The organism is Pantoea sp. RG18, assembly GCF_025910075.1.
Lineage (GTDB): Bacteria > Pseudomonadota > Gammaproteobacteria > Enterobacterales > Enterobacteriaceae > Pantoea > Pantoea agglomerans.
On record NZ_JAPCIL010000002.1, the window covers coordinates 313,844 to 335,009 of the forward strand.

12 protein-coding genes are annotated in these 21,166 nt (G+C 58.5%); 5 read left to right on the plus strand and 7 right to left on the minus strand.

Translation table 11 applies throughout. The features are described 5' to 3' along the window. Nucleotides 1-20 precede the first annotated feature (20 nt). The 3 genes from mdtC to OK409_RS01910 are packed head-to-tail and all read right to left on the minus strand — an operon-like array spanning nucleotide 21 to nucleotide 7,452. Nucleotides 21-3,095 carry a multidrug efflux RND transporter permease subunit MdtC gene (gene mdtC / locus OK409_RS01900; protein ID WP_033778769.1) on the minus strand — a complete coding sequence of 1,025 codons (3,075 nt, stop codon included), beginning with the start codon at nucleotides 3,093-3,095 and terminating at the stop codon, nucleotides 21-23. Then, nucleotides 3,092-6,214, minus strand: coding sequence for an MdtB/MuxB family multidrug efflux RND transporter permease subunit (locus tag OK409_RS01905; RefSeq protein WP_033788263.1), 3,123 nt, complete (start codon nucleotides 6,212-6,214; stop codon nucleotides 3,092-3,094). The genes mdtC and OK409_RS01905 overlap by 4 nt, the downstream gene beginning before the upstream one ends. Continuing rightward, nucleotides 6,214-7,452 carry an MdtA/MuxA family multidrug efflux RND transporter periplasmic adaptor subunit gene (locus OK409_RS01910; RefSeq protein WP_010670986.1) on the minus strand — a complete coding sequence of 413 codons (1,239 nt, stop codon included), beginning with the start codon at nucleotides 7,450-7,452 and terminating at the stop codon, nucleotides 6,214-6,216. The genes OK409_RS01905 and OK409_RS01910 overlap by 1 nt, the downstream gene beginning before the upstream one ends. A 240-nt stretch (nucleotides 7,453-7,692) precedes the next feature. Between OK409_RS01910 and OK409_RS01915 the strand changes: the two genes are divergently transcribed. Both OK409_RS01915 and OK409_RS01920 read left to right on the plus strand, forming a co-directional pair. Next, nucleotides 7,693-8,652, plus strand: a complete 960-nt coding sequence (locus OK409_RS01915; RefSeq protein WP_010670985.1) for an aldo/keto reductase — start codon at nucleotides 7,693-7,695, stop codon at nucleotides 8,650-8,652. A 209-nt stretch (nucleotides 8,653-8,861) separates the two neighbouring features. Further along, nucleotides 8,862-10,205: a carbohydrate porin gene (locus tag OK409_RS01920; RefSeq protein WP_187511764.1), complete on the plus strand. Its 1,344-nt coding sequence runs from the start codon at nucleotides 8,862-8,864 to the stop codon at nucleotides 10,203-10,205. Between the two features lie 360 nt (nucleotides 10,206-10,565). Here OK409_RS01920 and yegD read toward each other — a convergent pair whose 3' ends face one another. The 3 genes from yegD to OK409_RS01935 all read right to left on the minus strand — a co-directional run bounded on the left by yegD (nucleotide 10,566) and on the right by OK409_RS01935 (nucleotide 16,107). Continuing rightward, complete coding sequence (gene yegD, locus OK409_RS01925) at nucleotides 10,566-11,918, minus strand: molecular chaperone (protein WP_031591370.1); 1,353 nt, start codon at nucleotides 11,916-11,918, stop codon at nucleotides 10,566-10,568. Nucleotides 11,919-11,993: 75 nt separating this feature from the next. Beyond that, nucleotides 11,994-15,329, minus strand: coding sequence for a diguanylate cyclase (locus tag OK409_RS01930; protein ID WP_264366678.1), 3,336 nt, complete (start codon nucleotides 15,327-15,329; stop codon nucleotides 11,994-11,996). 163 nt (nucleotides 15,330-15,492) lie between these two features. Continuing rightward, nucleotides 15,493-16,107, minus strand: a complete 615-nt coding sequence (locus OK409_RS01935; RefSeq protein WP_010248160.1) for a phosphatase PAP2 family protein — start codon at nucleotides 16,105-16,107, stop codon at nucleotides 15,493-15,495. Nucleotides 16,108-16,390: 283 nt separating this feature from the next. Here OK409_RS01935 and udk point away from each other — a divergent pair, with 283 nt between their 5' ends. The 3 genes from udk to asmA all read left to right on the plus strand — a co-directional run bounded on the left by udk (nucleotide 16,391) and on the right by asmA (nucleotide 19,531). Further along, on the plus strand, nucleotides 16,391-17,032 hold the full coding sequence (gene udk, locus OK409_RS01940) for a uridine kinase (protein ID WP_010670982.1): 642 nt from the start codon (nucleotides 16,391-16,393) through the stop codon (nucleotides 17,030-17,032). Between the two features lie 81 nt (nucleotides 17,033-17,113). Continuing rightward, entirely contained in the window at nucleotides 17,114-17,695 is a 582-nt protein-coding gene (dcd, locus tag OK409_RS01945) for a dCTP deaminase (protein ID WP_004571280.1), read from the plus strand. Nucleotides 17,696-17,707: 12 nt separating this feature from the next. Then, the gene (asmA, locus tag OK409_RS01950; protein ID WP_264366679.1) at nucleotides 17,708-19,531 is read left to right on the plus strand and encodes an outer membrane assembly protein AsmA; all 1,824 of its coding nucleotides are present in this window, start codon (nucleotides 17,708-17,710) and stop codon (nucleotides 19,529-19,531) included. A gap of 30 nt (nucleotides 19,532-19,561) precedes the next feature. On the opposite strand, the gene OK409_RS01955 is transcribed toward asmA, so the two are convergent. Then, nucleotides 19,562-21,133, minus strand: a complete 1,572-nt coding sequence (locus OK409_RS01955) for a TerC family protein (RefSeq protein ID WP_264366680.1) — start codon at nucleotides 21,131-21,133, stop codon at nucleotides 19,562-19,564. Nucleotides 21,134-21,166 lie beyond the last annotated feature (33 nt).

Below are 21,166 nucleotides of genomic sequence, written 5' to 3' on the forward strand. Positions count from 1 at the left end.
GCCTGCTGCCGCCATACCTGTTACGGCTGCTGCGCGGCAGCCAGCGGGCGTTTTTTACGGCGCAACTTATCCATCATTAAATAGACCACCGGCGTGGTGTAGAGCGTCAGTAACTGGCTCATTACCAGCCCGCCTGCAATGGTAATCCCCAGCGGCTGACGCAGCTCTGCGCCGTCGCCGCTGGTCAGCACCAGCGGCAGCGCGCCAAACAGCGCTGCCAGCGTCGTCATCATAATCGGCCGGAAGCGCAACAGGCACGCCTGGAAAATTGCCTCCCGCGCGCTGAGCTGGCCGTTGCGCTCTGCCTCCAGCGCAAAATCGACCATCATGATGGCGTTCTTTTTCACGATACCGATCAGCAGCAGAATACCGATCAGCGCAATCAGGCTGAAGGGCGTATCGAACAGCTCCAGCGCCAGCAGCGCACCGACACCCGCCGAGGGCAGGGTAGAGAGGATCGTCAGCGGATGGACATAGCTTTCATAGAGGATCCCCAGCACGATATAGACCGCTGCAATCGCCGCCAGCATCAGCCAGAGCTGATTGCTTTGCGACTGCTGAAACACCTGCGCCGTACCGGCAAAGCTGCCGCGCACGCTGGAGGGCACGCCAATCGCGGTCATGGTGCGTTCAATTGCCTCCGACGCCTGCGACAGCGACACCCCTTCCGGCAGGTTAAATGAGATGGTCGAGGCGGCAGACAGCCCTTCATGATTGACCGAGAGCGGCGCATTCGCGGGCTGCCAGTGGGCGAACCACGACAGCGGAATCGCTTTACCTTCGCTGTTTATCACGAACATCTGCGACAGGGCGCTGATATCCTGGGTGTAGCGCGGATCGACCTCCATCACCACTTTGTACTGGTTAAGCGGCTGATAGATGGTGGAGATCTGACGCTGACCAAAGGCGTTATTCAGCAGGGCATTGGCCTGAGAGACATCGATGCCAAGCCGCGCCATGCTTTCCCGGTCATAGGTCAGCGCCATCTCGCTGCCTTTATCCTGCTGATCGGAGTTCACATCCGCCAGCTGCGGCAGGGCAGAGAACGCCTGACGGATTTTTGGCTCCCACTCACGCAGGGCGTTGAGGTCGTCCGACAGCAGGGAATATTGATAACCGGCATTCGATTCCCGACCGCCGACGCGCAGATCCTGCACCGCATTCAGATAGAGACTCGCCCCGGGTTCTTTCGCCAGCTTATTGCGCAGGCGGGCGATAATCTCCACTGCACTCTCTTTCCGCTCCGACAGCGGCTTCAGCGAAATAAACATGGAGCCGCTGTTGGTACGCATCCCGCCGGTGAAGCCCACCACGCTCTCTACCGCCGGATCGGCCCCGACAATCTCCATAAAATCCTGCAGTTTACTGCGCATCGCCTGAAACGAGATGCTCTGGTCGGCAGAGATAAAACCGGAAAGTCGTCCGGTATCCTGCTCCGGCATAAAGGTTTTCGGAATATGAACAAACAGCCAGCCGGTCAGGACGATGGTGGCGAAAAACAGCACCATCACCCAGCGCGCATGGTTCAGTACCACGCTAAGCGAGCGGCCATAGCCCTGCTGGACCGCCATCAGCAGCCGGCCCGCGCCGCGCTGACGCGGCTGACTGCGCGGCGCGTGCGGCTTCAGCAGATAGGCGCACATCACCGGCGTCAGGGTGACCGAGATAAACAGCGAGATGACGATAGCCACCGACAGCGTAATGGCAAATTCTGAGAAGAAGCGGCCAATCAGTCCGCCGATCATCAGCAGCGGCAGGAACACGGCAATCAGTGACAGGCTCATCGACAACACGGTAAAACCGACTTCCCGCACCCCTTTCAGCGCGGCGGCCAGCGGCTTCATGCCCGCTTCCACGTGTCGGGCAATGTTCTCCAGCACTACAATCGCATCATCCACCACAAAGCCGGTGGCGATGGTCAGCGCCATCAGCGACAGATTGTTGAGGCTGAAGCCACACAGATACATCGCGGCAAAGGTGCCGATCAGCGAAACCGGCACCGCAACGGCGGGGATCAGCGTGGCGCGGCCCGAACGCAGGAAAACAAACACTACCAGAATCACCAGCGCCACGGCGATCACCAGCGACTGCTCCACCTCATGCAGCGAGGCGCGAATGGTAGGTGAGCGATCCTGAGCGATCTGCAGATCGATGGCGGCCGGGATCACCTCATGCAGCAGCGGCATTTCGGCGCGGATGCGGTCCACCGTATCGATGACGTTGGCTTCAGGCGTTTTGCGGATCAGCAGCAGCACCGCCGGTTTACCGCGCGACATCCCGGCGTTGCGTACGTCCTGCACTGAATCTTCGACTGTCGCCACATCCGACAGCCTGACCGCCGCGCCGTTGTTGTAATGCACTATCAGCGGCTGATACTCACTGGCGGTCTGCAGCGCGTCATTGGTACGCAACTGCCAGCGCTGCTGCGAATCATCCAGTGCGCCCTGCGGCCGTCGCTGATTGGCGTTGGAAATGGCGGTGCGCACCGCATCCAGCGAGACGCCCTGATTAAACAGCGCCTGTGGATTCAGGGCCACGCGGACCGCAGGCAGCGAGCTGCCACCCACGGTGACGTCGCCCACGCCCTCAATCTGTGACAGTTTCTGCGCCAGCTGGGTCGAGGCGTAATCGTAGAGCTGACCCGGATTATAGGTATCCGAAGTCAGCGTCATGATCATAATCGGCGCATCTGAAGGGTTTACTTTGCGATAGGTCGGGCGCGACGGCATCCCGGTAGGCAGCAGGCTTTGCGCCGCGTTAATCGCGGCCTGAACATCGCGCGCGGCTCCGTTGATGTCGCGATCAAAATCAAACACCAGAATGATGCGGGTGCTGCCCAGCGAACTGGTGGAGGTCATTTCACTGACGCCCGCGATGCGTCCCAGCGAGCGCTCCAGCGGCGTGGCCACCGACGACGCCATGATCTCCGGTGCGGCACCCGGCAGCGAAGCCGAGATAACGATCACCGGAAAATCAACCTGCGGCAGCGGCGCCACCGGCAGCAGCCGGAAACCCAGCATCCCCGCCAGTGCGATGGCCAGCGTCAGCAGCGTGGTGGCGACGGGCCGGTTGATGAACAGGGCAAAGAACTTCACTCTGCGGCCTCCGTGCGGGCAAAGCGGCGGCGGGTGGCGTGCGCCAGTCGATCAAACAGCAGGTAGATCACCGGGGTGGTAAACAGGGTCAGCACCTGGCTCAGAATCAGCCCGCCGACCATGGCAATCCCCAGCGGATGACGCAGTTCGGCACCGACGCCGGTGCTGAGCATCAGCGGCAGCGCGCCGAGCAGGGCGGCCAGCGTGGTCATCAGAATCGGGCGGAAGCGCAGCAGGCAGGCCTGATAGATGGCATCAACAGGCTTCATACCCTGTTCACGTTCGGCCGCCAGCGCAAAGTCGATCATCATGATGGCGTTCTTTTTAACGATGCCGATCAGCAGGATGATGCCGATTATCGCCACGATATCCAGCTCATTGCCGCTGAGCATCAGCGCCAGCAGCGCGCCGACACCCGCCGTGGGCAGCGTTGAGAGAATCGTGATGGGGTGAATAAAGCTCTCATAAAGCACGCCCAGCACGATGTACATCGCCACAATGGCCGCCACAATCAGCCAGACGGTGCTGCTCAGCGCTGCTTCAAACGCCAGCGTGCTGCCCTGGAACTGCGTCATCAGCTCTGCGGGCATGCCAAGCTCGGCTTCAGCCTGCGACACCGCTTTCACCGCATCTTCCAGCGAATAGCCGTCAGCCACGTTGAAGGAGAAGGTCGCCGACGGGAACTGGTCGAGATGATTAATGCTGAGCGGCGTGTTGCGCTGTTCAATGCGGGCAATGGCGCTCAGCGGTACGCTGCCGCCGTCGCTGCTGTTAAGGCGAATCGCCTCCAGGCTCTCCATGCCTGGAGTGGCACTATTGTCCTGCTCCAGCACCACCCGATACTGGTTCGCCTGGGTATAAATGGTGGAGATGAGCCGCTGACCGAAGGCGTTGTACAGCGCGTTATCGACATCCGCCATGCTGATGCCGAGGCGGCTGGCGCTGTCGCGGTCCACTTTGACATAGGCTTCCAGCCCCTGATCCTGCCAGTCACTGCTGACATCGCGCAGCTGTGGCAGGGTACTGAGCCGGGTCAGCAGCGCCGGAACCCAGGTGCTGAGCGACGACAGTGAACCCGATTGCAGCGTGAACTGATAGGGCGTGCGGCTCGCCTGGGTATCGATGGTGAGATCCTGCACCGCCTGCAGCCACAGCTGCACGCCCGGTACCTCACTGACCTGCTGTTGCAGGCGCTGCTGAATGGCAGGAATGCGGTCGTCGCGTTGATCCAGCGGTTTGAGATTGATCTGCAGACGCGCGCTGTTCAGCGAGGCATTGGTGCCATCCACGCCGACAAACGAAGTCATGCTCTCCACTGCCGGATCTTTCATGATGATGGAGGCGACGTCGCGGGTGCGCTGCGCCATGCTGGCATAGGAGACTGACTGCGGTGCCTGCAGCGTGCCCTGAATAATGCTGTTGTCCTGCTGCGGGAAAAAGCCTTTCGGGATGATCATCCACAGCAACAGCGTCAGCACCAGGGTGCCAAGCGCCACCGACAGCGTGAGCCAGGGATGATTAAGTACCCGTTTCAGGCCGCGGCCATAGGCGGCCACGATACGATCAAACATCGCTTCGCTGGCCCGCGAAAAGCGGTTCTGTTTGCGCAGCGACTCCGCGCTCAGCATCCTGGCACACATCATCGGCGTCAGGGTTAGTGAGACCACCGCTGAAATCAGAATCGCCACCGCCAGCGTCACAGCAAATTCGCGGAACAGACGGCCGATTACGTCGCCCATAAACAGCAGCGGGATCAGGACCGCAATCAGCGAGAAGGTGAGGGAGATAATGGTAAAGCCGATCTCGCCGGCACCTTTCAGCGCGGCGGTCAGCGGCTTTTCCCCTTTCTCGATATAGCGTGAGATGTTCTCAATCACCACGATGGCATCATCGACCACAAAGCCGGTGGCGATGGTCAGCGCCATCAGCGTCAGGTTGTTAATTGAAAAGCCGAGGAAGTACATCGCCGCAAAGGTGCCGATCAGCGACAGAGGCACCGCAACCGCCGGGATCAGCGTGGCGGGCACGTTGCGCAGAAACAGATAGATGATCATCACCACCAGCGCCATCGCCAGCATCAGCTCATACTGCGTGTCGTTGACCGAAGCGCGAATATTGGTGGTGCGGTCGGTGAGCAGTTTAACTTCCACCGACTTCGGCAGGGCTGCGGTCAGGGCGGGCAACATGGCACGGATATTATCTGCTGTGGCAATGATATTGGCACCAGGCTGACGCTGAACGTTGAGCACAATCGCCGCATCGCGGTTGGCCCAGGCGCCGAGCCAGCTGTTTTCTGCTCCCTGTTCTATGGTCGCCACGTCGCCAAGACGCACCGGTGCGCCGTTTTTGTAGCTGATAATCAGCTGGCGATAATCCTCCGCTGATTTCATCTGATCATTGGCTGACAGGGTAACTGAGCGGGTCGGACCATCCAGGCTGCCTTTGGCCGAATTTACGTTGGCATTGCTGATGGCGGTCCGCACCGTTTCGCTGGTCAGACCCAGCGCAGCCAGCGCCTGCGCATTCATTTTCACCCGCACCGCCGGACGCTGACCGCCCGATAGCGTCACCAGTCCGACGCCGCTGACCTGAGAGATTTTCTGCGCCACCCGCGTTTCCACCATGTCCTGCACCTGCGTCAGCGGCATGCTGCGCGTGGTGACGGCAAGCGTCATGATCGGTGGATCGGCAGGATTCACTTTGCTGTAGACCGGCGGATTAGGCAGGTCGTTGGGCAGCAGGTTAGTGGCGGAGTTAATGGCAGCCTGCACCTCCTGCTCTGCCACATCCAGCGGCAGCGTCAGCTGGAACTGCAGCGTCACCACCGAGGCACCGCCGGAGCTTTGCGACGCCATCTGTTTCAGGCCAGACATCTGACCAAACTGGCGCTCAAGCGGCGCGGTGATGGAGGAGGTGACCACATCCGGGCTGGCACCCGGATAGAGCGTGACGACCTGGATCGTCGGATAGTCGACTTCCGGCAGCGCCGAGACCGGCAGGAAGCGGTAGCCCAGCACCCCGGCCAGCAGGATCGCAATCATCAACAGCGTGGTGGCGACCGGCCGCAGGATAAACTGGCGTGACGGTCCGCCACTGTGATCGGGAGGCATGACCTGCATTACTCACGCTCTCCTTTTGACGGCAGGGTGGCGCGGGTAGCGCGAGGTGCGTTGCTCTGCGGCGCGACCACCTCGACTTTTGCGCCTTCCGTCAGGCGATCCAGCCCATCGGTCACGACGCGTTCGCCCGCCTCCAGACCGGCGCTGACCACCACTTTCTCGCTATCCTGCAAGCCGGCAATCACGCTTTTCTTGCTGACCTTGTTGTCGCTGTTAACCACCCAGACAAAGTTGCCTTCGTTGCCCATCTGCAGCGCGGCAGGTGGGATAACAATCGCATCCTGCAGGGTGTTGACCTTCAGCCGCACATTCACGAACTGATTGGGGAACAGCGTGTCGTCCTGATTATCAAAACGCGCTTTGATTTTGATGGTACCGGTGGTGACATCAATCTGGTTATCGAGGCTCAGCAGTTTGCCATTGGCGATCAGATTCTGATTACTGCGATCCCAGGCTTCCACCAGCAGCGACTCACCGCTCTTCTGCGCCTTGAGTATGGAACTGATGCTGTTCTCAGCCAGGGTAAAAACCACATCAATCGGGTGCGTCTGGGTGATCACCACGATACCGGTGGTGTCGCCGCTGGTGACGTAGTTGCCGACGTCAACCTGTTTCAGCCCGACCCGGCCGGCAATCGGCGCGGTGATCCGGCTGTAGGTAAGATTGAGCTGCGCACTGGCGACGCTTCCCTCATCCGCTTTCAGCGTGCCGAGCGTTTCACTGACCAGTGAGCGCTGGGTATCCAGCTCCTGCTGCGAAACCAGCGAGGTTTTTGCCAGCTTCTCGAAGCGCGCCAGGTCACGACGGGCGTTAGCCAGCGTCGCCTGATCTTTCGCCAATTGGCCCTGCGCCTGCGTTAACGCCACCTGATAAGGCCGCGGGTCGACTTCTGCCAGTAGCTCGCCCGCTTTCACCTGCTGGCCTTCAGTGAAGTGGATTGCCAGCAGATCGCCATTGACCCGGCTGCGCACCGTGGCCGTGTTAGCCGCGGTCACCGTACCCAGTCCACTCAGATAGTGCGGCACGCTCTGGCTGGTGGCCGTAGCGGCCTGAACCGGCGCGAGGGGACGACGGGCACCGTCACCGCCGCCTTTGCCGCCACGTGGCGCAGGTGCGTCACTCTGACTGCTGCTCTGCGGCTGGGCATGGCGCTGCCAGGCATAATAGCCGCCAGCGGCCACGGCGATCAGGGCCAGCACGATAAGGGTTTTCTTCATAACAGGATGTCGGGTGCTCATGATTGTTGGTGCTCTCCAGCAGTGACGTAGTCCCAGGCGCAGGCATCAAATGGGTAGCCTGCAAACGACAGAGTGTAGCCGCCTCTGACGGGCAGAAGTTGAAGGAAATAAGGATATCTGTCAGGGCGGGGTAATTATGCCTGTTCTTTCATTAATCGCATCACAATCGTCATAAAGCCGTGAAATCACTTTGCTATGCTGAAAGACAGACGGTTTTTTCAGGCAAATAAGGAGCAGGAAATGAGTCAGAATCAAACCCGGCAGTTGGGTGACAGTGGTATCGCGGTGCCGTTGCTGACGTTTGGCGGCAACGTGTTTGGCTGGACAGTGGATCAAACCACCTCCTTTTCTCTGCTGGATGCGCTGGTGGATCGAGGCCTGTGGTTTATCGATACCGCCGACGTCTATTCCCGCTGGGCACCGGGCAATAAAGGCGGTGAATCGGAAACCATTATGGGTGAATGGCTGAAAAAAAGCGGCAAACGCGACCAGATCGTGCTGGCAACCAAGGTTGGCATGGAATTGTCGCCGGAGAAAACCGGGCTGAAACCGCAATATATTCGTCAGGCAGTCGAAGATTCACTGCGCCGGTTGCAGACCGACTATATCGATCTCTACCAGGCGCACCGCGACGATCAGGATACGCCGCTGGCGGAAACCCTGAGCGCCTTCGACAGCCTGATCAGAGAGGGCAAAGTGCGGGCGATTGGTGCTTCCAATTACAGCGCGGCACGGCTGCAGGAGGCGTTGCAGGTCAGTGAAACGCAGGGGCTGGCGCGCTATGAAACCCTGCAACCTGAATACAACCTTTATGACCGCCAGCCCTATGAGTCGGAGCTGGAGCCGGTGGTGATGGCGCAGGGGCTGGGCGTGATCAACTACTATTCACTCGCCAGCGGCTTTCTCAGTGGCAAATATCGCGAGGCGGCGGATGCCGGTAAAAGCGCGCGCGGTCAGGGTGTCGTAGATAAATACCTTAACCCGCGCGGTTTGCGGATCCTCGACGCACTGGACGCTATCAGCGAAGCGCATCAGGTGACGCCGACGCAGGTGGCGCTGGCCTGGCTGATCGCCCGTCCCGGTATCACCGCACCGATTGTCAGTGCCACCTCGCTGAAACAGCTCGACGATCTGACTGGCGCGATGCAACTGACGCTGACCCCGGCGCAGATTGAACAACTGAATCAGGCAAGCCAGTAAACACAAGGGGCGATAGCGCCCCTTTTTACGCTGCACCTGTCAAAAAAGACGCACCCCGCCCAGAGAATAACCAATCAGCGATCCCGATCACAAATGCGTTAATAAACGGATGTTACGGGTAATTATGCGCACGTATTTACAAAAAACAGAGGTTATCCAGCACTATCCTCTGCGCGTCATTTTCCGTAACTTACATAAGAATAAGCAAGATGAAAAACAGAAAAGCAGAGCAGCGTTTCCCGCTGCGCCGTGTGGCAACCGGCACCCTGATCCTGGCCATGTTTTCCGCGCAGGCGTTTGCCGCTGACGCCCTGAGCCCGGACTCCGAATGGATGTTTGGTGACTGGGGCGGGTACCGAACGCAGCTGCAGGACGACGGCATTAAGTTTGACGTTAACTACACCATGGAAAGCGCCGCGAATTTAGGCGGCGGGGCAGATACCAATACCACCATGCGCTACAGCGATCAGTGGTCGTTTGGCACCAATTTCGATCTGCAGAAGCTGCTGGACTGGCAGGATGCCGAGTTCCAGATGACCGTGACCAGTCGTAACGGACAGAATCTTTCTGAACAGGTCGCGGATCAACGCACCGGTATGCTCTCCTCGGTGCAGGAGGTTTACGGTCGCGGCCAGACCTGGCGTCTGACCCAGTTCTGGTTACGCAAAGGATTGTTTAACGATGTGGTCGATGTGAAAGCCGGGCGGGTGACGGTAGGGGAAGACTTCGATAACTTCGATGGCAATCTGTTCCAGAACCTGGCGCTGGGTAGCGGGCAGGCGGGTAACTGGCGCGGCGATCGCTGGTTTAACTGGCCGGTCTCGCAGTGGGGCGGCCGGGTGAAATTCAATATCACGCCGGACGTTTTCTTCCAGGTCGGTTTCTATAATCAGAACCGCGCTAACTACGATCGCGGTGATGGTTTCCGTCTGGATACCAGCAATTCAGAAGGGAATCTGGTGCCGGTCGAACTGGGCTGGAAGCCAACCTTCGGGCCGGAGAAATTACCGGGTAACTACCGCATCGGCTATTACTATTCCTCGGTGGATGGCGATGTTTATGGCAGCTGGCGCAACGGCGGCTATCAGGATCAGGCCCATTCCTATGGCGGCTATCTGCTGTTACAGCAACAGCTGACCGCGCAGGACGGCGATGTGAATCGCGGTCTGGGTGTGCGGGTGCAGGCGGTGATGAACGATCACAAGACCTCAAAGACCGACAACTATCAGTCTATTGCGTTTACCTGGACAGGACCGTTTGATGCCCGTCCTCAGGATGAGATCGGCGTGGGCGCGTCACGTATTCATGTGAACAGCGACTATACCCGCTCACTGCGTCAGCAGAATCAGGCTAATGGCGAGAGCCGCTTTGACAGCCCGACCTATCTGCCGATTCAGGAAGGTTCAGAGTACAACTATGAGGTTTACTACAACGCTAAAGTAACTAACTGGATGTCACTGCGTCCTAACCTGCAGTATGTGGTTGCCCCTGGCGCAGTCAGTGAAGTGAAAGATGCGTTTATCGGCGGTATCAGCGCCAATATTGCATTCTGATTTTCCGGGCGAGCGAGCCGCAGTACGGGCCTGAGCACCTCTGCTGCTGCCGGGCCGTCCTCGCGCCGCTCACGCGGTACCTTCGGCTTTGACGTCGTGCCGACGAACCGTTCGGGGATCGGCCCTCCCTGGCCGGCCCCGAACTGTCCACGCTTCCCGGCGTCACGCCTCAGCGCTGCGGATAGCCCTTTCAGCAGCAGAGGCGCTCAGGCCTCCACTCTCGTGTCTCGTGCCCTTTCTGACAACATGCACTCAAGCTTCAGAGCAGGCCGGGGCCCGGCACCAGACTGCGTTATCACCTGTCGCTTAACTGACTGGCATTACACCCTCAGGTGCCGTCTTTGTTATTGCAGTGCAAGCCTAGCGGAACATCACTTCCGCCCAGCGGGCCAGCCCTGCGGTGACGGAGGCGAAATCATCGCCGCCCGCAATCGGTGTATCCGGCAGCGTCTGCTGCAGCGCCGCGCGCAGCAACGGCGAACGCGCACTGCCGCCGGTCAGGTAAATCACATCAGGCTTAATCTGGCTGGTGGCTAATGCCAGCTGCACCTGTTCCAGAATTTTCTCCAGCGGCTGACTGATGGCGTCCTGCAGCTGATCCACGCCAATCTCTGTCTCTAATGCGGCGGCAATAAAGTCCAGGGAGGCGGTATGCGCCGGGCTGGCTGACAGCGCAATCTTGCTCTCTTCCGCTGCGCGTACCAGGCGATAACTGAGCTTCTGCTGCCACACTTTCAGCAGGCGAGCCACTACGTCACCCTGTTCCGCATCCCGCACTAAATCCCGCAGCCACTTTCCGCAGGCGGGGCTGTAAAAGTCACTTTGTGCCGGAACATCATTGATGGCGATCGCATTCCACCACGGCAGCGCAGGCAGGGCGGTGCCTTTCTGGGTGTTACCGCCCAGACCGAGTAGCGGCATCAGGGTCTTAAACGTCAGCATGATGTCCAGGTCGTTACCGCCGACACGGCAACCGCTGTGGCCCAGCAGGCTTTCACGGCGGTCAGCTTTATCACGCCACTTCGGCCCCATCAGCAACATTGAGCAGTCGGTAGTACCACCGCCAATATCCACCACCAGTACCCGCGTCTCCTGCTGCAGCGTGGCTTCGAAATCGAGTCCGGCCGCCACCGGTTCGAACTGAAACTCCACGTCGCGGAAACCGGCGCGGTGGGCGGCGCGCAGCAGAATACCTTCAGCCTGCTGGTTAGACTCTTCACTGCCTAAACCCTGGAAGTTGACCGGGCGTCCGATTACCGCCTGATCGATAGCCTGATCAAGCTGGCTTTCACCCTGCTTGCGGATGTGCAGCATCATGGCGCAGACCAGATCTTCAAACAGGGCAATCTGCTGTGGCTTCAGGCCAGTAGCACCGAGGAACGATTTGGGGGATTTAACGAACCAGACATCTTCGGGATCGACCATATAGTGCTGCAGCGCAGTGAGGCCAAACTGCACGCTATTGGGCTGGACCTCGATATCTTCTTCGCGGTTATATCGCAGCGCGCGCTGCAGCAGCGCCGTGGTTTCGCTGTCAGGCGTCGCGACCTGATGATGACGATAGAGCCATTCGCTGATCGACTCGCGGGTCGGCGCACAGATCATCGACGGCAGCAGGCGCTGATCATTTTCCAGCGTTAACAGACGTGGCGTGCCATTTTCGCTGACTGCAATAGAGCAGTTAGCCGTGCCGTAATCGAATCCTATGAACATTTTCGCCCCCATGCCGGAAAAAAGGGGGCGACTTTAGCGCAGCTTCAGCAGGGTGGCAAGCGGGCAGCGCCGGAATTAACGAATAGCGAAGATGTGATCTTCAGCCAGTGAACGCAACGGCTGGCGCTCCGCCACGGCACTGCCCCAGACGCCGTTAACATCAAGGTTAGCCAGGGTGCTGAGCAGGGCCGGTACCGAAACCGGACCGGCCAGCACCGAGATATTGCGCTGTGTTGCCTGGCCCTGAATGATGGTCAGCAGCATCTCATCCATCAGATTATTGTGAACGTTGGCAACCAGTTCAGGCGCCAGCACCAGATAATCGACCACCTCGTCACTCAGCAGATTGAAAGCATCCAGATTACGGCCAAAATGCTGCAATACGATGCGGCAGCCGCACTGCCGCAGTTGCAGCAGCGCGGCATAGAGCTGATCGCCCTGGCTCAGCACGCTGGCGGCAGGGAAAGCAAAACCACAGCCGCTGCTGGAGAGACCGGCGGCAACAAAGCGCTGACAGAGTTGCTGCACAAAGGCGGCATCACTCAGCACCTGAGCATTGAGCGGCAGAATCACCGGGATGCCTTTGTTATTGAGCCGCTGCACGTCGTGGCGGAAAAAAGCCTCAAGAATATTGTTATCCAGCCGGCGACGCAGCGTTTCATCAGGCAGGTTATTGCGCAGCAGTGTCTCATCCAGCAGCAACCCGTCAGCGGTCAACAGCTGGACCTCAAGCAGCCAGATAAAGGCTGCCTGCGGCGTTTTTGGCGGGGCAACGGCCCAGGCGGGCAGTTCGATCTGCAGCGCATCAATCATCGCCGCATCCATGCCCTGATGGTTGCCCGACAGCGGTAAGCGATGCTGTTCGTAGACCACCAGCCGTCCACGCCCGCTGCGTTTGGCGTTGTAACAGGCGATGTCCGCCTGCGAAAGCACGTCGCTGCTCTGACAGTTTTCTGCTGAAATCTGCGTCACGCCCGCGCTGGCACCGACCTGATAAAGGCGTCCCAGCCACTGGAACCGGTAATCATTTACCGCGGCGACAATGCGCTGCACCACATCATGTGCCTGTGCGATATCGCAATCGGGCATCAGTAGTGCAAACTCATCACCGCCCAGTCGCGCAAGGAAATCGCTGCTGCGCAGAGGGTGCTGCATCAGATCGGAGAGTTCGCGCAGTAACGCATCGCCTGCAGCATGCCCGGCGCTGTCATTGACCGCTTTAAACTTATCAAGGTCGATAAACACCAGCACGTGCTGATGCTGATGTTCAGCGGCATCAAACAGCAGACGCTTAAGCTGAAGTTCGAAGCTGGCGCGGTTAGGCAGACGGGTCAGGGTGTCATGCAGCGCGCTGTAGCTCAGGCGCTTCATCAGTTTGCGTGACTCACTCACATCCTGAATGACCATCACCGCCCCCTGTTCCAGACCCGCTTCCGAACGCAGCGGCGTGATGCTGTAGTGAATATCGATATGGCCGCCGTCCGGGGTATGCAGCACCAGATCTTCAGCGAGACCGGGGGTGACTTTTTCCGGCGGCAGCTGGCATAACAGCAAACTCTCTACCTCAGGGCCGTTACGTCCCTGCGTGATATGCAGCAGCTCACTCAGCGGCTGACCGGCGGCCTGCTCCTGCGACCAGCCACTCATTTTCTCCGCCACCGGGTTCATAAAGGCAACGCGCATCTCTTTATCGGTGCTGATGACCGCTTCGCCGATCGAATCCAGGGTGATCGCCATGCGCTCTTTCTCCTGAAACAGCGCCTCATTAAGATTGCGTAGCGGCGTGATGTCCTGACAGATGCCCAGCATGCGCTCAATGCGGCCTTCTTTACTCAGCAGCCGGTTGGCCTGAGTGCGCACCCAGCGATGTCCCTGGTCATCGACCACGCGGTACTCCATGTGAAACGCGCTGCGAAGCTCAATCGCCTGTTGCACCGTCAGTGCGGCATACTCGCGATCGGCGGGATGCAGCAGATGGATCCAGAGGTCATAGCTGGGCGACTCATGCGGGGCAAGACCAAACAGCGCGTACATGCGCTTGTCCCATAACATCTCGCCGGTCAGCAGGTTCCACTCCCATACGCCAATGCCACCCGCTTCGTTGGCCAGCGTAATACGCTCCATCAGCCGGCGATTCACCTGCTCGCTCTGCTTCAGCTCAGAGATATCGATAATCTGCGCAATAAAGTAGAGCGGTTCCTGGTTACCATCGCGCACCAGCGATACCGTCAGCCGCGCCCAGACAATCTCGCCATCTTTGCGGAAATAGCGCTTCTCAAAGGTGTAGGTATCAATCTCACCCGCCAGCAGTCGGTTCGCATGTTGCAAATCCAGGCTGAGATCGTCGGGATGGGTGATCTGCTGAAAAGTCAGCCGCTTCAGCTCCTCAGCCGGGTAGCCCAGGATCTGGCACAGCGAGCGGTTGACCTGCAACCAGCTGCCGTGGGGTGCCACCAGCGCCATCCCGATGGCGGAGTACTCCATGGCGTGACGGAAGCGGGTTTCACTGTCAGTGATATGGAGCTTTTCGCGCCGGAACGCATCCATCACCAGCGACATAATGTGACTGGGGATTAGCACCAGCAGGAACGGCAGCCAGCTGGAGACCGGGCCCAGCGCGCTGTTGTTGTTCACCACGGTGACCAGATCAAAGGCGAGCAGTATCGAGATAAAACTGGCGTTCAGGAAGAACAGCACAAACGCCTGCAGCTTGGGCAGGCGGACCGCGCACCAGAACAGGATCACCACGATGAAAGTAAAGGGCCACGGCAAAAAGCGCAGCGCCAGATAACTGGCCCCGAGGGTGAGAAGAAGCGTCAGCAGAGCTTCGGCCAGGCGCAGATTGCTGAACACCGTGCGACGCAGCGGCCACGGCAGCAGTAACAGCATCGGGCCTAACACCAGCATGCCGATGATTTCGGAGATCACCCAGGTATAAAAGAAGGGAAACGAGGCGTGGCCGGTGACCTGTAGCGTCCAGAGTGCCAGCAGGCCGCCGAGCACCGGCGTCACGATGCCCACCGACAGTACCATCCGTGCCCAGTCATGCAGCGAATCCAGCGGCGCGCGCCGATCCAGCAGGGCGCGCAGCAGCATGCCACCCACACCGGCCTGGATAAGATTGAGCAGGGCGAATTTAATGTTCGAGAGGGCAGGCCCGATGATGATGGCGTTAGCCCCGGCGGTGCCAAGCACGCAGGCTGTCAGCAGCAGCGGGAGCTGGCGTGACGGGCAGCGGAAAACCACGACGGTCATTAACGTAGTCGGAAACCAGAGCGGGGAGATTTTGCCGCTGACGACGATCAGTTCCAGACAGAAGAGTGTCAGGACAAACACCACGCAGCCAAGGAGCAGCGCCGAGAGCCAGCGGTTTGGCGTGCTATTTTGCGGGGACAGGATCTCTATCGTCATGCGGACTTCCGGCAGGGTGCAGCGCTCCACAATGGCGAATCAGGCACCAGTCATTCTCTCACTGCATGCTAGCACATCCGGCAAAGAAAAAAGGGGTGAAATCAATATTGCCCGTTATTCGGCGAATTGACGGGCACGGTAAGATTGATTGCCAGCACGTTGATTACTGGCGGAAAAGATCGGCGCGGGTATAGGGTTTCTCCATGCCCGCAAGGCTGGCGGCGAAACGCTCCAGGAACTGCTGCGTGGTGGCGACACGACCGTGACTCATCAATACAAACGGCACTAACAGCGCAGCACCGACCTGCGGCCAGCTGAAGCCTTTGAGCGAGGTGCGACGCTGGGAGATCAGAAACGCCGTGCTCAGCGTGAAGCCCAGCAGCAGCCCGGTGACCACCTCACTTTTTGAGTGTGCGTGGATGACCAGACGGGAGAAACCGACCATCAGGGGAATCAGATAGCCAACCCCAATCGCCGCAATGCGCCACATCGCGGACCAGCGCCCGGAAATCAGCCATAGCATGACCGGCCACAGCGTGGCGGACATGGCGCTGTGGCCGCTGAAACCGGTAAAATTAAAGCGGGCGCTGCCGATGCCAAACCCCAGAAACAGAATTTTAGAGATGCTGACGGTCAGGCCAGCCAGGCCGAATGCCACAATCCAGTAAAAGACCGTATGACGATTATCACTCTTCCACGGCAAAATCAGCGCAATAATCACGGCTGTTGGAATCAACAGCATGCTGTCGCCAAAATAGGTCAAAGTCTTCCAGTGCATACCACTCCTGATGCATCTTCGGTCGTCACGTTAGCGACACGCGTTGTCTGAACAGCGCGCCGCGCAGGCCATTTTTTTTATAGTATGGTGTGCCGCTAGTTTATCGGTGAAATGAGTGGCGTCCAAAGGAGAAAGTCTGAAAAGTCGCCGACGCCATTTCTCTGGCATCAAAAGGCCGAAATCCCTATACTTAGCGCGAACACACCCTCTCCATTTCGGCCCGTCCGCTGCCCGCGTAATGTGTGACCAGTGGCAGGCTCCAGTTATCAGGTCTTAAAAAAGTATGACTGACAAGTCTCATCAGTGCGTGATTGTAGGCATTGCCGGCGCTTCCGCATCCGGTAAAAGTTTAATTGCCAGCACGCTCTATCGTGAAATCCGTGATCAGGTAGGTGGCGAGCATATCGGGGTCATCCCGGAAGATGCTTATTACAAAGATCAAAGTCACCTCACCATGGAAGAGAGGGTTAAAACCAATTATGACCATCCGAGCGCGATGGATCATGATTTGCTGTTGCAGCATCTGCAGGCGGTCAAAGCCGGTCAGGATATTGAGCTGCCGGTCTACAGCTACGTTGAGCACACCCGCACCCAGCAAACGCATCATCTGAGCGCAAAAAAGGTCATTATCCTTGAAGGCATTCTGCTGTTAACCGATGCCCGTCTGCGCCAGGAACTCAACTTCTCTATCTTCGTGGACACGCCGCTCGACATCTGTCTGATGCGTCGTATGAAACGTGACGTTAATGAGCGTGGCCGCTCAATGGATTCGGTAATGAGTCAGTATCAGAAGACCGTGCGTCCGATGTTCCTGCAGTTTATCGAGCCATCAAAACAGTACGCCGATATCATTGTGCCGCGCGGCGGAAAAAACCGTATCGCCATCGATATCCTCAAGGCGAAAATCAACCAGTTTTTTGAATAACACACGTCCGTCCGGACGTGGTGCAGACCGGCGGCAGGCAAGCATGCCGGTTTGCTACACTTATGCCATGGAGTTACCGCAATGAGATTATGCGATCGCGATATTGAAGCCTGGCTGGACAATGGCAAACTGGCCATTGAGCCACGCCCGCCGGTCGAGCGCATTAACGGAGCCACCGTCGATGTGCGTCTGGGTAATCAGTTCCGCACCTTCAGCGGTCATACCGCGGCCTTTATCGATCTGAGCGGCCCGAAACAGGAAGTGAGCGCGGCACTGGATCGGGTCATGAGCGATGAGATCGTGTTGCCTGATGGCGAAGCCTTTTTCCTCCATCCGGGAGAGCTGGCGCTGGCGGTGACGCTGGAGTCCGTGACGCTGCCTGACGATCTGGTCGGCTGGCTGGATGGCCGTTCATCGCTGGCGCGACTTGGGTTGATGGTACACGTTACGGCTCACCGCATCGATCCTGGCTGGCAGGGCCGTATCGTGCTGGAGTTCTACAATTCAGGTAAACTGCCGCTGGCTCTGCGTCCCGGCATGTTGATCGGCGCGCTGAGTTTTGAACCGCTTTCAGGCCCGGCTGCGCGTCCCTACAACCGGCGTGAAGATGCGAAATATCGCGGTCAGCAGGGCGCTGATGCCAGCCGTATCGACAAAGACTGATCTGAGGATGTAATGAAAAGAGTGATAACCACGCTGGCCATCCTGTTAGTGGTGGTCGTAACGGGAATGAGCGCGCTGGTGCTGCTGGTCAATCCCAACGACTTTCGTGCCTATATGGTGCAGCAGGTCGAACAACGCAGTGGTTATCGCCTTGAGGTCAGCAGCGATCTGCGCTGGCACGTCTGGCCTCAGCTCAGCATTCTGGCCGGCCGGATGAGCCTTACCGCGCCGGGTGCCAGCCAGCCGATGGTCTCGGCGGAAAACATGCGGCTGGATGTTGATCTCTGGCCACTGTTATCCCATCAGCTCAGCGTCAGCCAGGTGATGCTGAAAAATGCGATAGTGCGGGTGACGCCAGATAGCCGCGCGCAGCGTGCCAGAAATGCGCCCCAGGGTCCGCGTGATGCGGAGCCGGCTTCGCCTTCCAGCGGCTGGTCATTTGATATCGCTAAACTGCGGGTAGCAGACAGTCTGTTGATCTGGCAGCAGCCAGGCGGCGACGAGTATAATTTCCGCGACCTCAACATTAATATGGAACAGGACGCGAACAAGCTGGCGACGCTGTCGCTTAGCACCACGCTGATGCGCAACCAGCGCAACGCCACACTGAATCTCAAAGGCCAGCTGGATGCCGCGCAATATCCCCATCGCCTCAGCGGCCAGTTGCAGCAGCTTGATTACACGTTGTCCGGCGCCGATATTCCGGCACAGGGGATCAAAGGCTCGCTGAGCCTGCAGGGCGAGTGGGATGGTGACCGCCAGCAGCTCTCCTTCAGTAATCTGCAGCTCACCGCCAATGACAGCACCCTGACCGGGCAGGGCAGTGGCCATATTGCGCCACCGCAGCAGCTGGCGCTGGATCTGAAAGCCAGCAACCTTAACGTCGATAATTTACTCACCAGTGCGTCCGTCTCTGACGTACCTGGCGTGCAGCACGCCACCGTGGCCCGTTCGCCGGTGATTGCTGCGCCGCGGGAACGCAGCAACGCCGACTCTCCGCTGAATGATCTGGATCTGGCGCTGAAGTTACAGGCTGACAATGCGGTATGGCGCGGACTCTCTCTGACCAGTCTTTCGGTGAACGCCAGCAATCAGCAGGGAGTGATGACGCTGAAGACGCTCAGCGGCAAGCTGGGCAATGGCAGCTTCTCCATTCCCGGCAGTATCGATATCCGTCAGCCAGAGACGCGGGTCAGCCTTAAACCCCAACTCCGTTTAATTGCGATTCAGCCGCTGCTTAAAGCGTTTGAACTGCCGGAAAGTGTGCAGGGGAACCTGAGTCTGGATGGCGACCTGTCGGGTGATACGCTGACGGTCGAAGCAGCCAAACGTCGCTGGCAGGGCAGGGCGACCATCAGCGCCAGCAACCTGAAGCTGGCACAGCTGAATCTGCAGCAGATGGTGCAGCGTGCCGTGGCGCGGGTCAGCGATAAGGTCAGCAGCGATCAGGCGGTGGATGAGGGGATTGAGTCGATTAGCGCACAGGTGGCGCTGAATAAGGGCGTACTCAGCTTCAGCGATATCAATGGCAACGGACAGAATCTGGGCCTGCAGGGTGCGGGCAAAGTTGACATGGTGCAGCAACAGCTGGATATGACCCTGGGGCTGAAAATCAGCGGCTGGCATGGCGATGATGCGCTGGTGAAGGCGCTCTCCAGTCAGCCGGTTCCGCTGCGCATGTATGGTCGCTGGGACAGCCTGCAATACTCTCTGCCGGTGGATGACGTTCTGCGTAACCGGCTGCAGAGTGAAGCGAAATCACGGCTGAATCAGTGGATCGATCGCCAGAAAGAGGGCGAGAACAAAGAGAACCTGAAGAAAATCATGCGCCCGTAGCGGGCGCATTCCATTCTGCCTGCTAATCGCTCAGACCTCGTAACTGATATCGTGCTGCAGCAGGATCTCGACTTTCTGCACCCGATGATTTTCGACCTGCAGCGTTCGCAGCAGATAGTCACCCAGTTGCAACACTTCGCCTTCCTGAGGGATGTGTTGCAGCTTATCCATCAGTAATCCCGCCAGCGTATGATAGTCACCCTGCTCATCGAGCGGCAATTTCACGTAGAGCGCCAGATCTTCCAGCGGCATATGACCGTTAGCAATCCAGTGACCTTCATCCTGAATCTGAATATCGTAGCGAGCATCGATTTCACCCGCCTCATTCGGCAGATTGCCGGCGATGGTCTCCATTACATCGCTCAGCGTCACCACGCCTTCCACCGAACCAAACTCATCAACCACAAAGGCGAAGTGAGTATGGGCCTGACGAAACTGTTCCAGCGCCTGCAGCACCGTCAGCCGTTCAGGAAAGACCAGCGGCTGTCGAATCAGGGCGCGTAAATCGAGGGAATTGTGGTGCAGTGACTGGTGCAGCAGATCGATAACGTGAACCACGCCCAGCGGTTCGCTGGAGTGATCCGTAATCAGTATTCGCGTGTGCTGGTTGCGGTCGAGGCGCGACATAATCTCTGCCGGATCATCACTGAGATCGATATGTTCGACGTCGTGGCGCGAGGTCATGATGCTGTTAATGTGGCGCTGACCCATGCCCAGTACGCGGGCAATCATCACCCGTTCCTGCCGGTTAAACAGCATGCTGTCATCGCTGTCAGCAATCAGTGACGAAGTTTTCGCATCCAGCTCCGCCGGTTCTGCCGCGCCGCGCAGCAGCCGTAACACCGCTTCCGCCGTGCGCTGGCGTAGCGGACGACCGGCCGAAAGCACCCGACGACGATTAAAGTGCGCCAGCTGGTTCAGTGCCTCAATGACCACCGAGAAGCCGATTGCCGCATAGAGGTAGCCTTTGGGGATCACAAAGCCAAAGCCTTCCGCCACCAGGCTGAAGCCGATCATCAGCAGAAAGCTTAAGCAGAGGATCACAATCGTTGGATGGTTGTTCACGAAGCGGGTTAACGGCTTGCTGGCGAGCAGCATCAGCAGAATGGCGATGGTGACCGCAATCATCATGACCGGTAAGTCATTAACCATGCCGACGGCAGTAATCACCGCATCCAGCGAGAAGATGGCATCCAGCACCACGATTTGCGCCACCACCGGCCAGAATTTAGCGCCGCCTTTTTGTTGACCGGAGGCCTCATCATCCCCTTCAAGACGCTCATTCAACTCTGTGGTGGCTTTAAATAGCAGGAAAATCCCGCCTGTCAGCAGCAGTAAATCGCGCGCACTGAAGGGGTGGCCCGCAAGCGTAATCCAGGGTTCTTTCAGCGTAACCAGCCAGGAAAGCGATGCCAGCAGCAATAATCGGCACAATAACGCCAGCAGCAGTCCAATCACGCGCGCGCGGTCGCGAAGCGGCCCTGGAAGCTTCTCCACCAGGATGGCGATGAAGATCAGATTGTCGATGCCTAAAACCAGTTCCAGAAGGATTAGCGTTACTAATCCCGCCCATAGCGAGGGATCTGCAATTACCTCCAGCATGCGTTGTTCACCTGAATGTCTTAAATTGAGTTT

Excerpts from the sequence above, each read along its gene's own strand:
- OK409_RS01930 (WP_264366678.1), bottom strand. The coding sequence starts at position 15,329 with ATGACGATAGAGATCCTGTCCCCGCAAAATAGCACGCCAAACCGCTGG.
- OK409_RS01935 (WP_010248160.1), bottom strand. The coding sequence starts at position 16,107 with ATGCACTGGAAGACTTTGACCTATTTTGGCGACAGCATGCTGTTGATT.
- asmA (WP_264366679.1), top strand. The coding sequence starts at position 17,708 with ATGAAAAGAGTGATAACCACGCTGGCCATCCTGTTAGTGGTGGTCGTA.
- OK409_RS01910 (WP_010670986.1), bottom strand. The coding sequence starts at position 7,452 with ATGAGCACCCGACATCCTGTTATGAAGAAAACCCTTATCGTGCTGGCC.
- OK409_RS01905 (WP_033788263.1), bottom strand. The coding sequence starts at position 6,214 with ATGCAGGTCATGCCTCCCGATCACAGTGGCGGACCGTCACGCCAGTTT.
- dcd (WP_004571280.1), top strand. The coding sequence starts at position 17,114 with ATGAGATTATGCGATCGCGATATTGAAGCCTGGCTGGACAATGGCAAA.
- OK409_RS01920 (WP_187511764.1), top strand. The coding sequence starts at position 8,862 with ATGAAAAACAGAAAAGCAGAGCAGCGTTTCCCGCTGCGCCGTGTGGCA.
- udk (WP_010670982.1), top strand. The coding sequence starts at position 16,391 with ATGACTGACAAGTCTCATCAGTGCGTGATTGTAGGCATTGCCGGCGCT.
- OK409_RS01915 (WP_010670985.1), top strand. The coding sequence starts at position 7,693 with ATGAGTCAGAATCAAACCCGGCAGTTGGGTGACAGTGGTATCGCGGTG.
- OK409_RS01955 (WP_264366680.1), bottom strand. The coding sequence starts at position 21,133 with ATGCTGGAGGTAATTGCAGATCCCTCGCTATGGGCGGGATTAGTAACG.
- yegD (WP_031591370.1), bottom strand. The coding sequence starts at position 11,918 with ATGTTCATAGGATTCGATTACGGCACGGCTAACTGCTCTATTGCAGTC.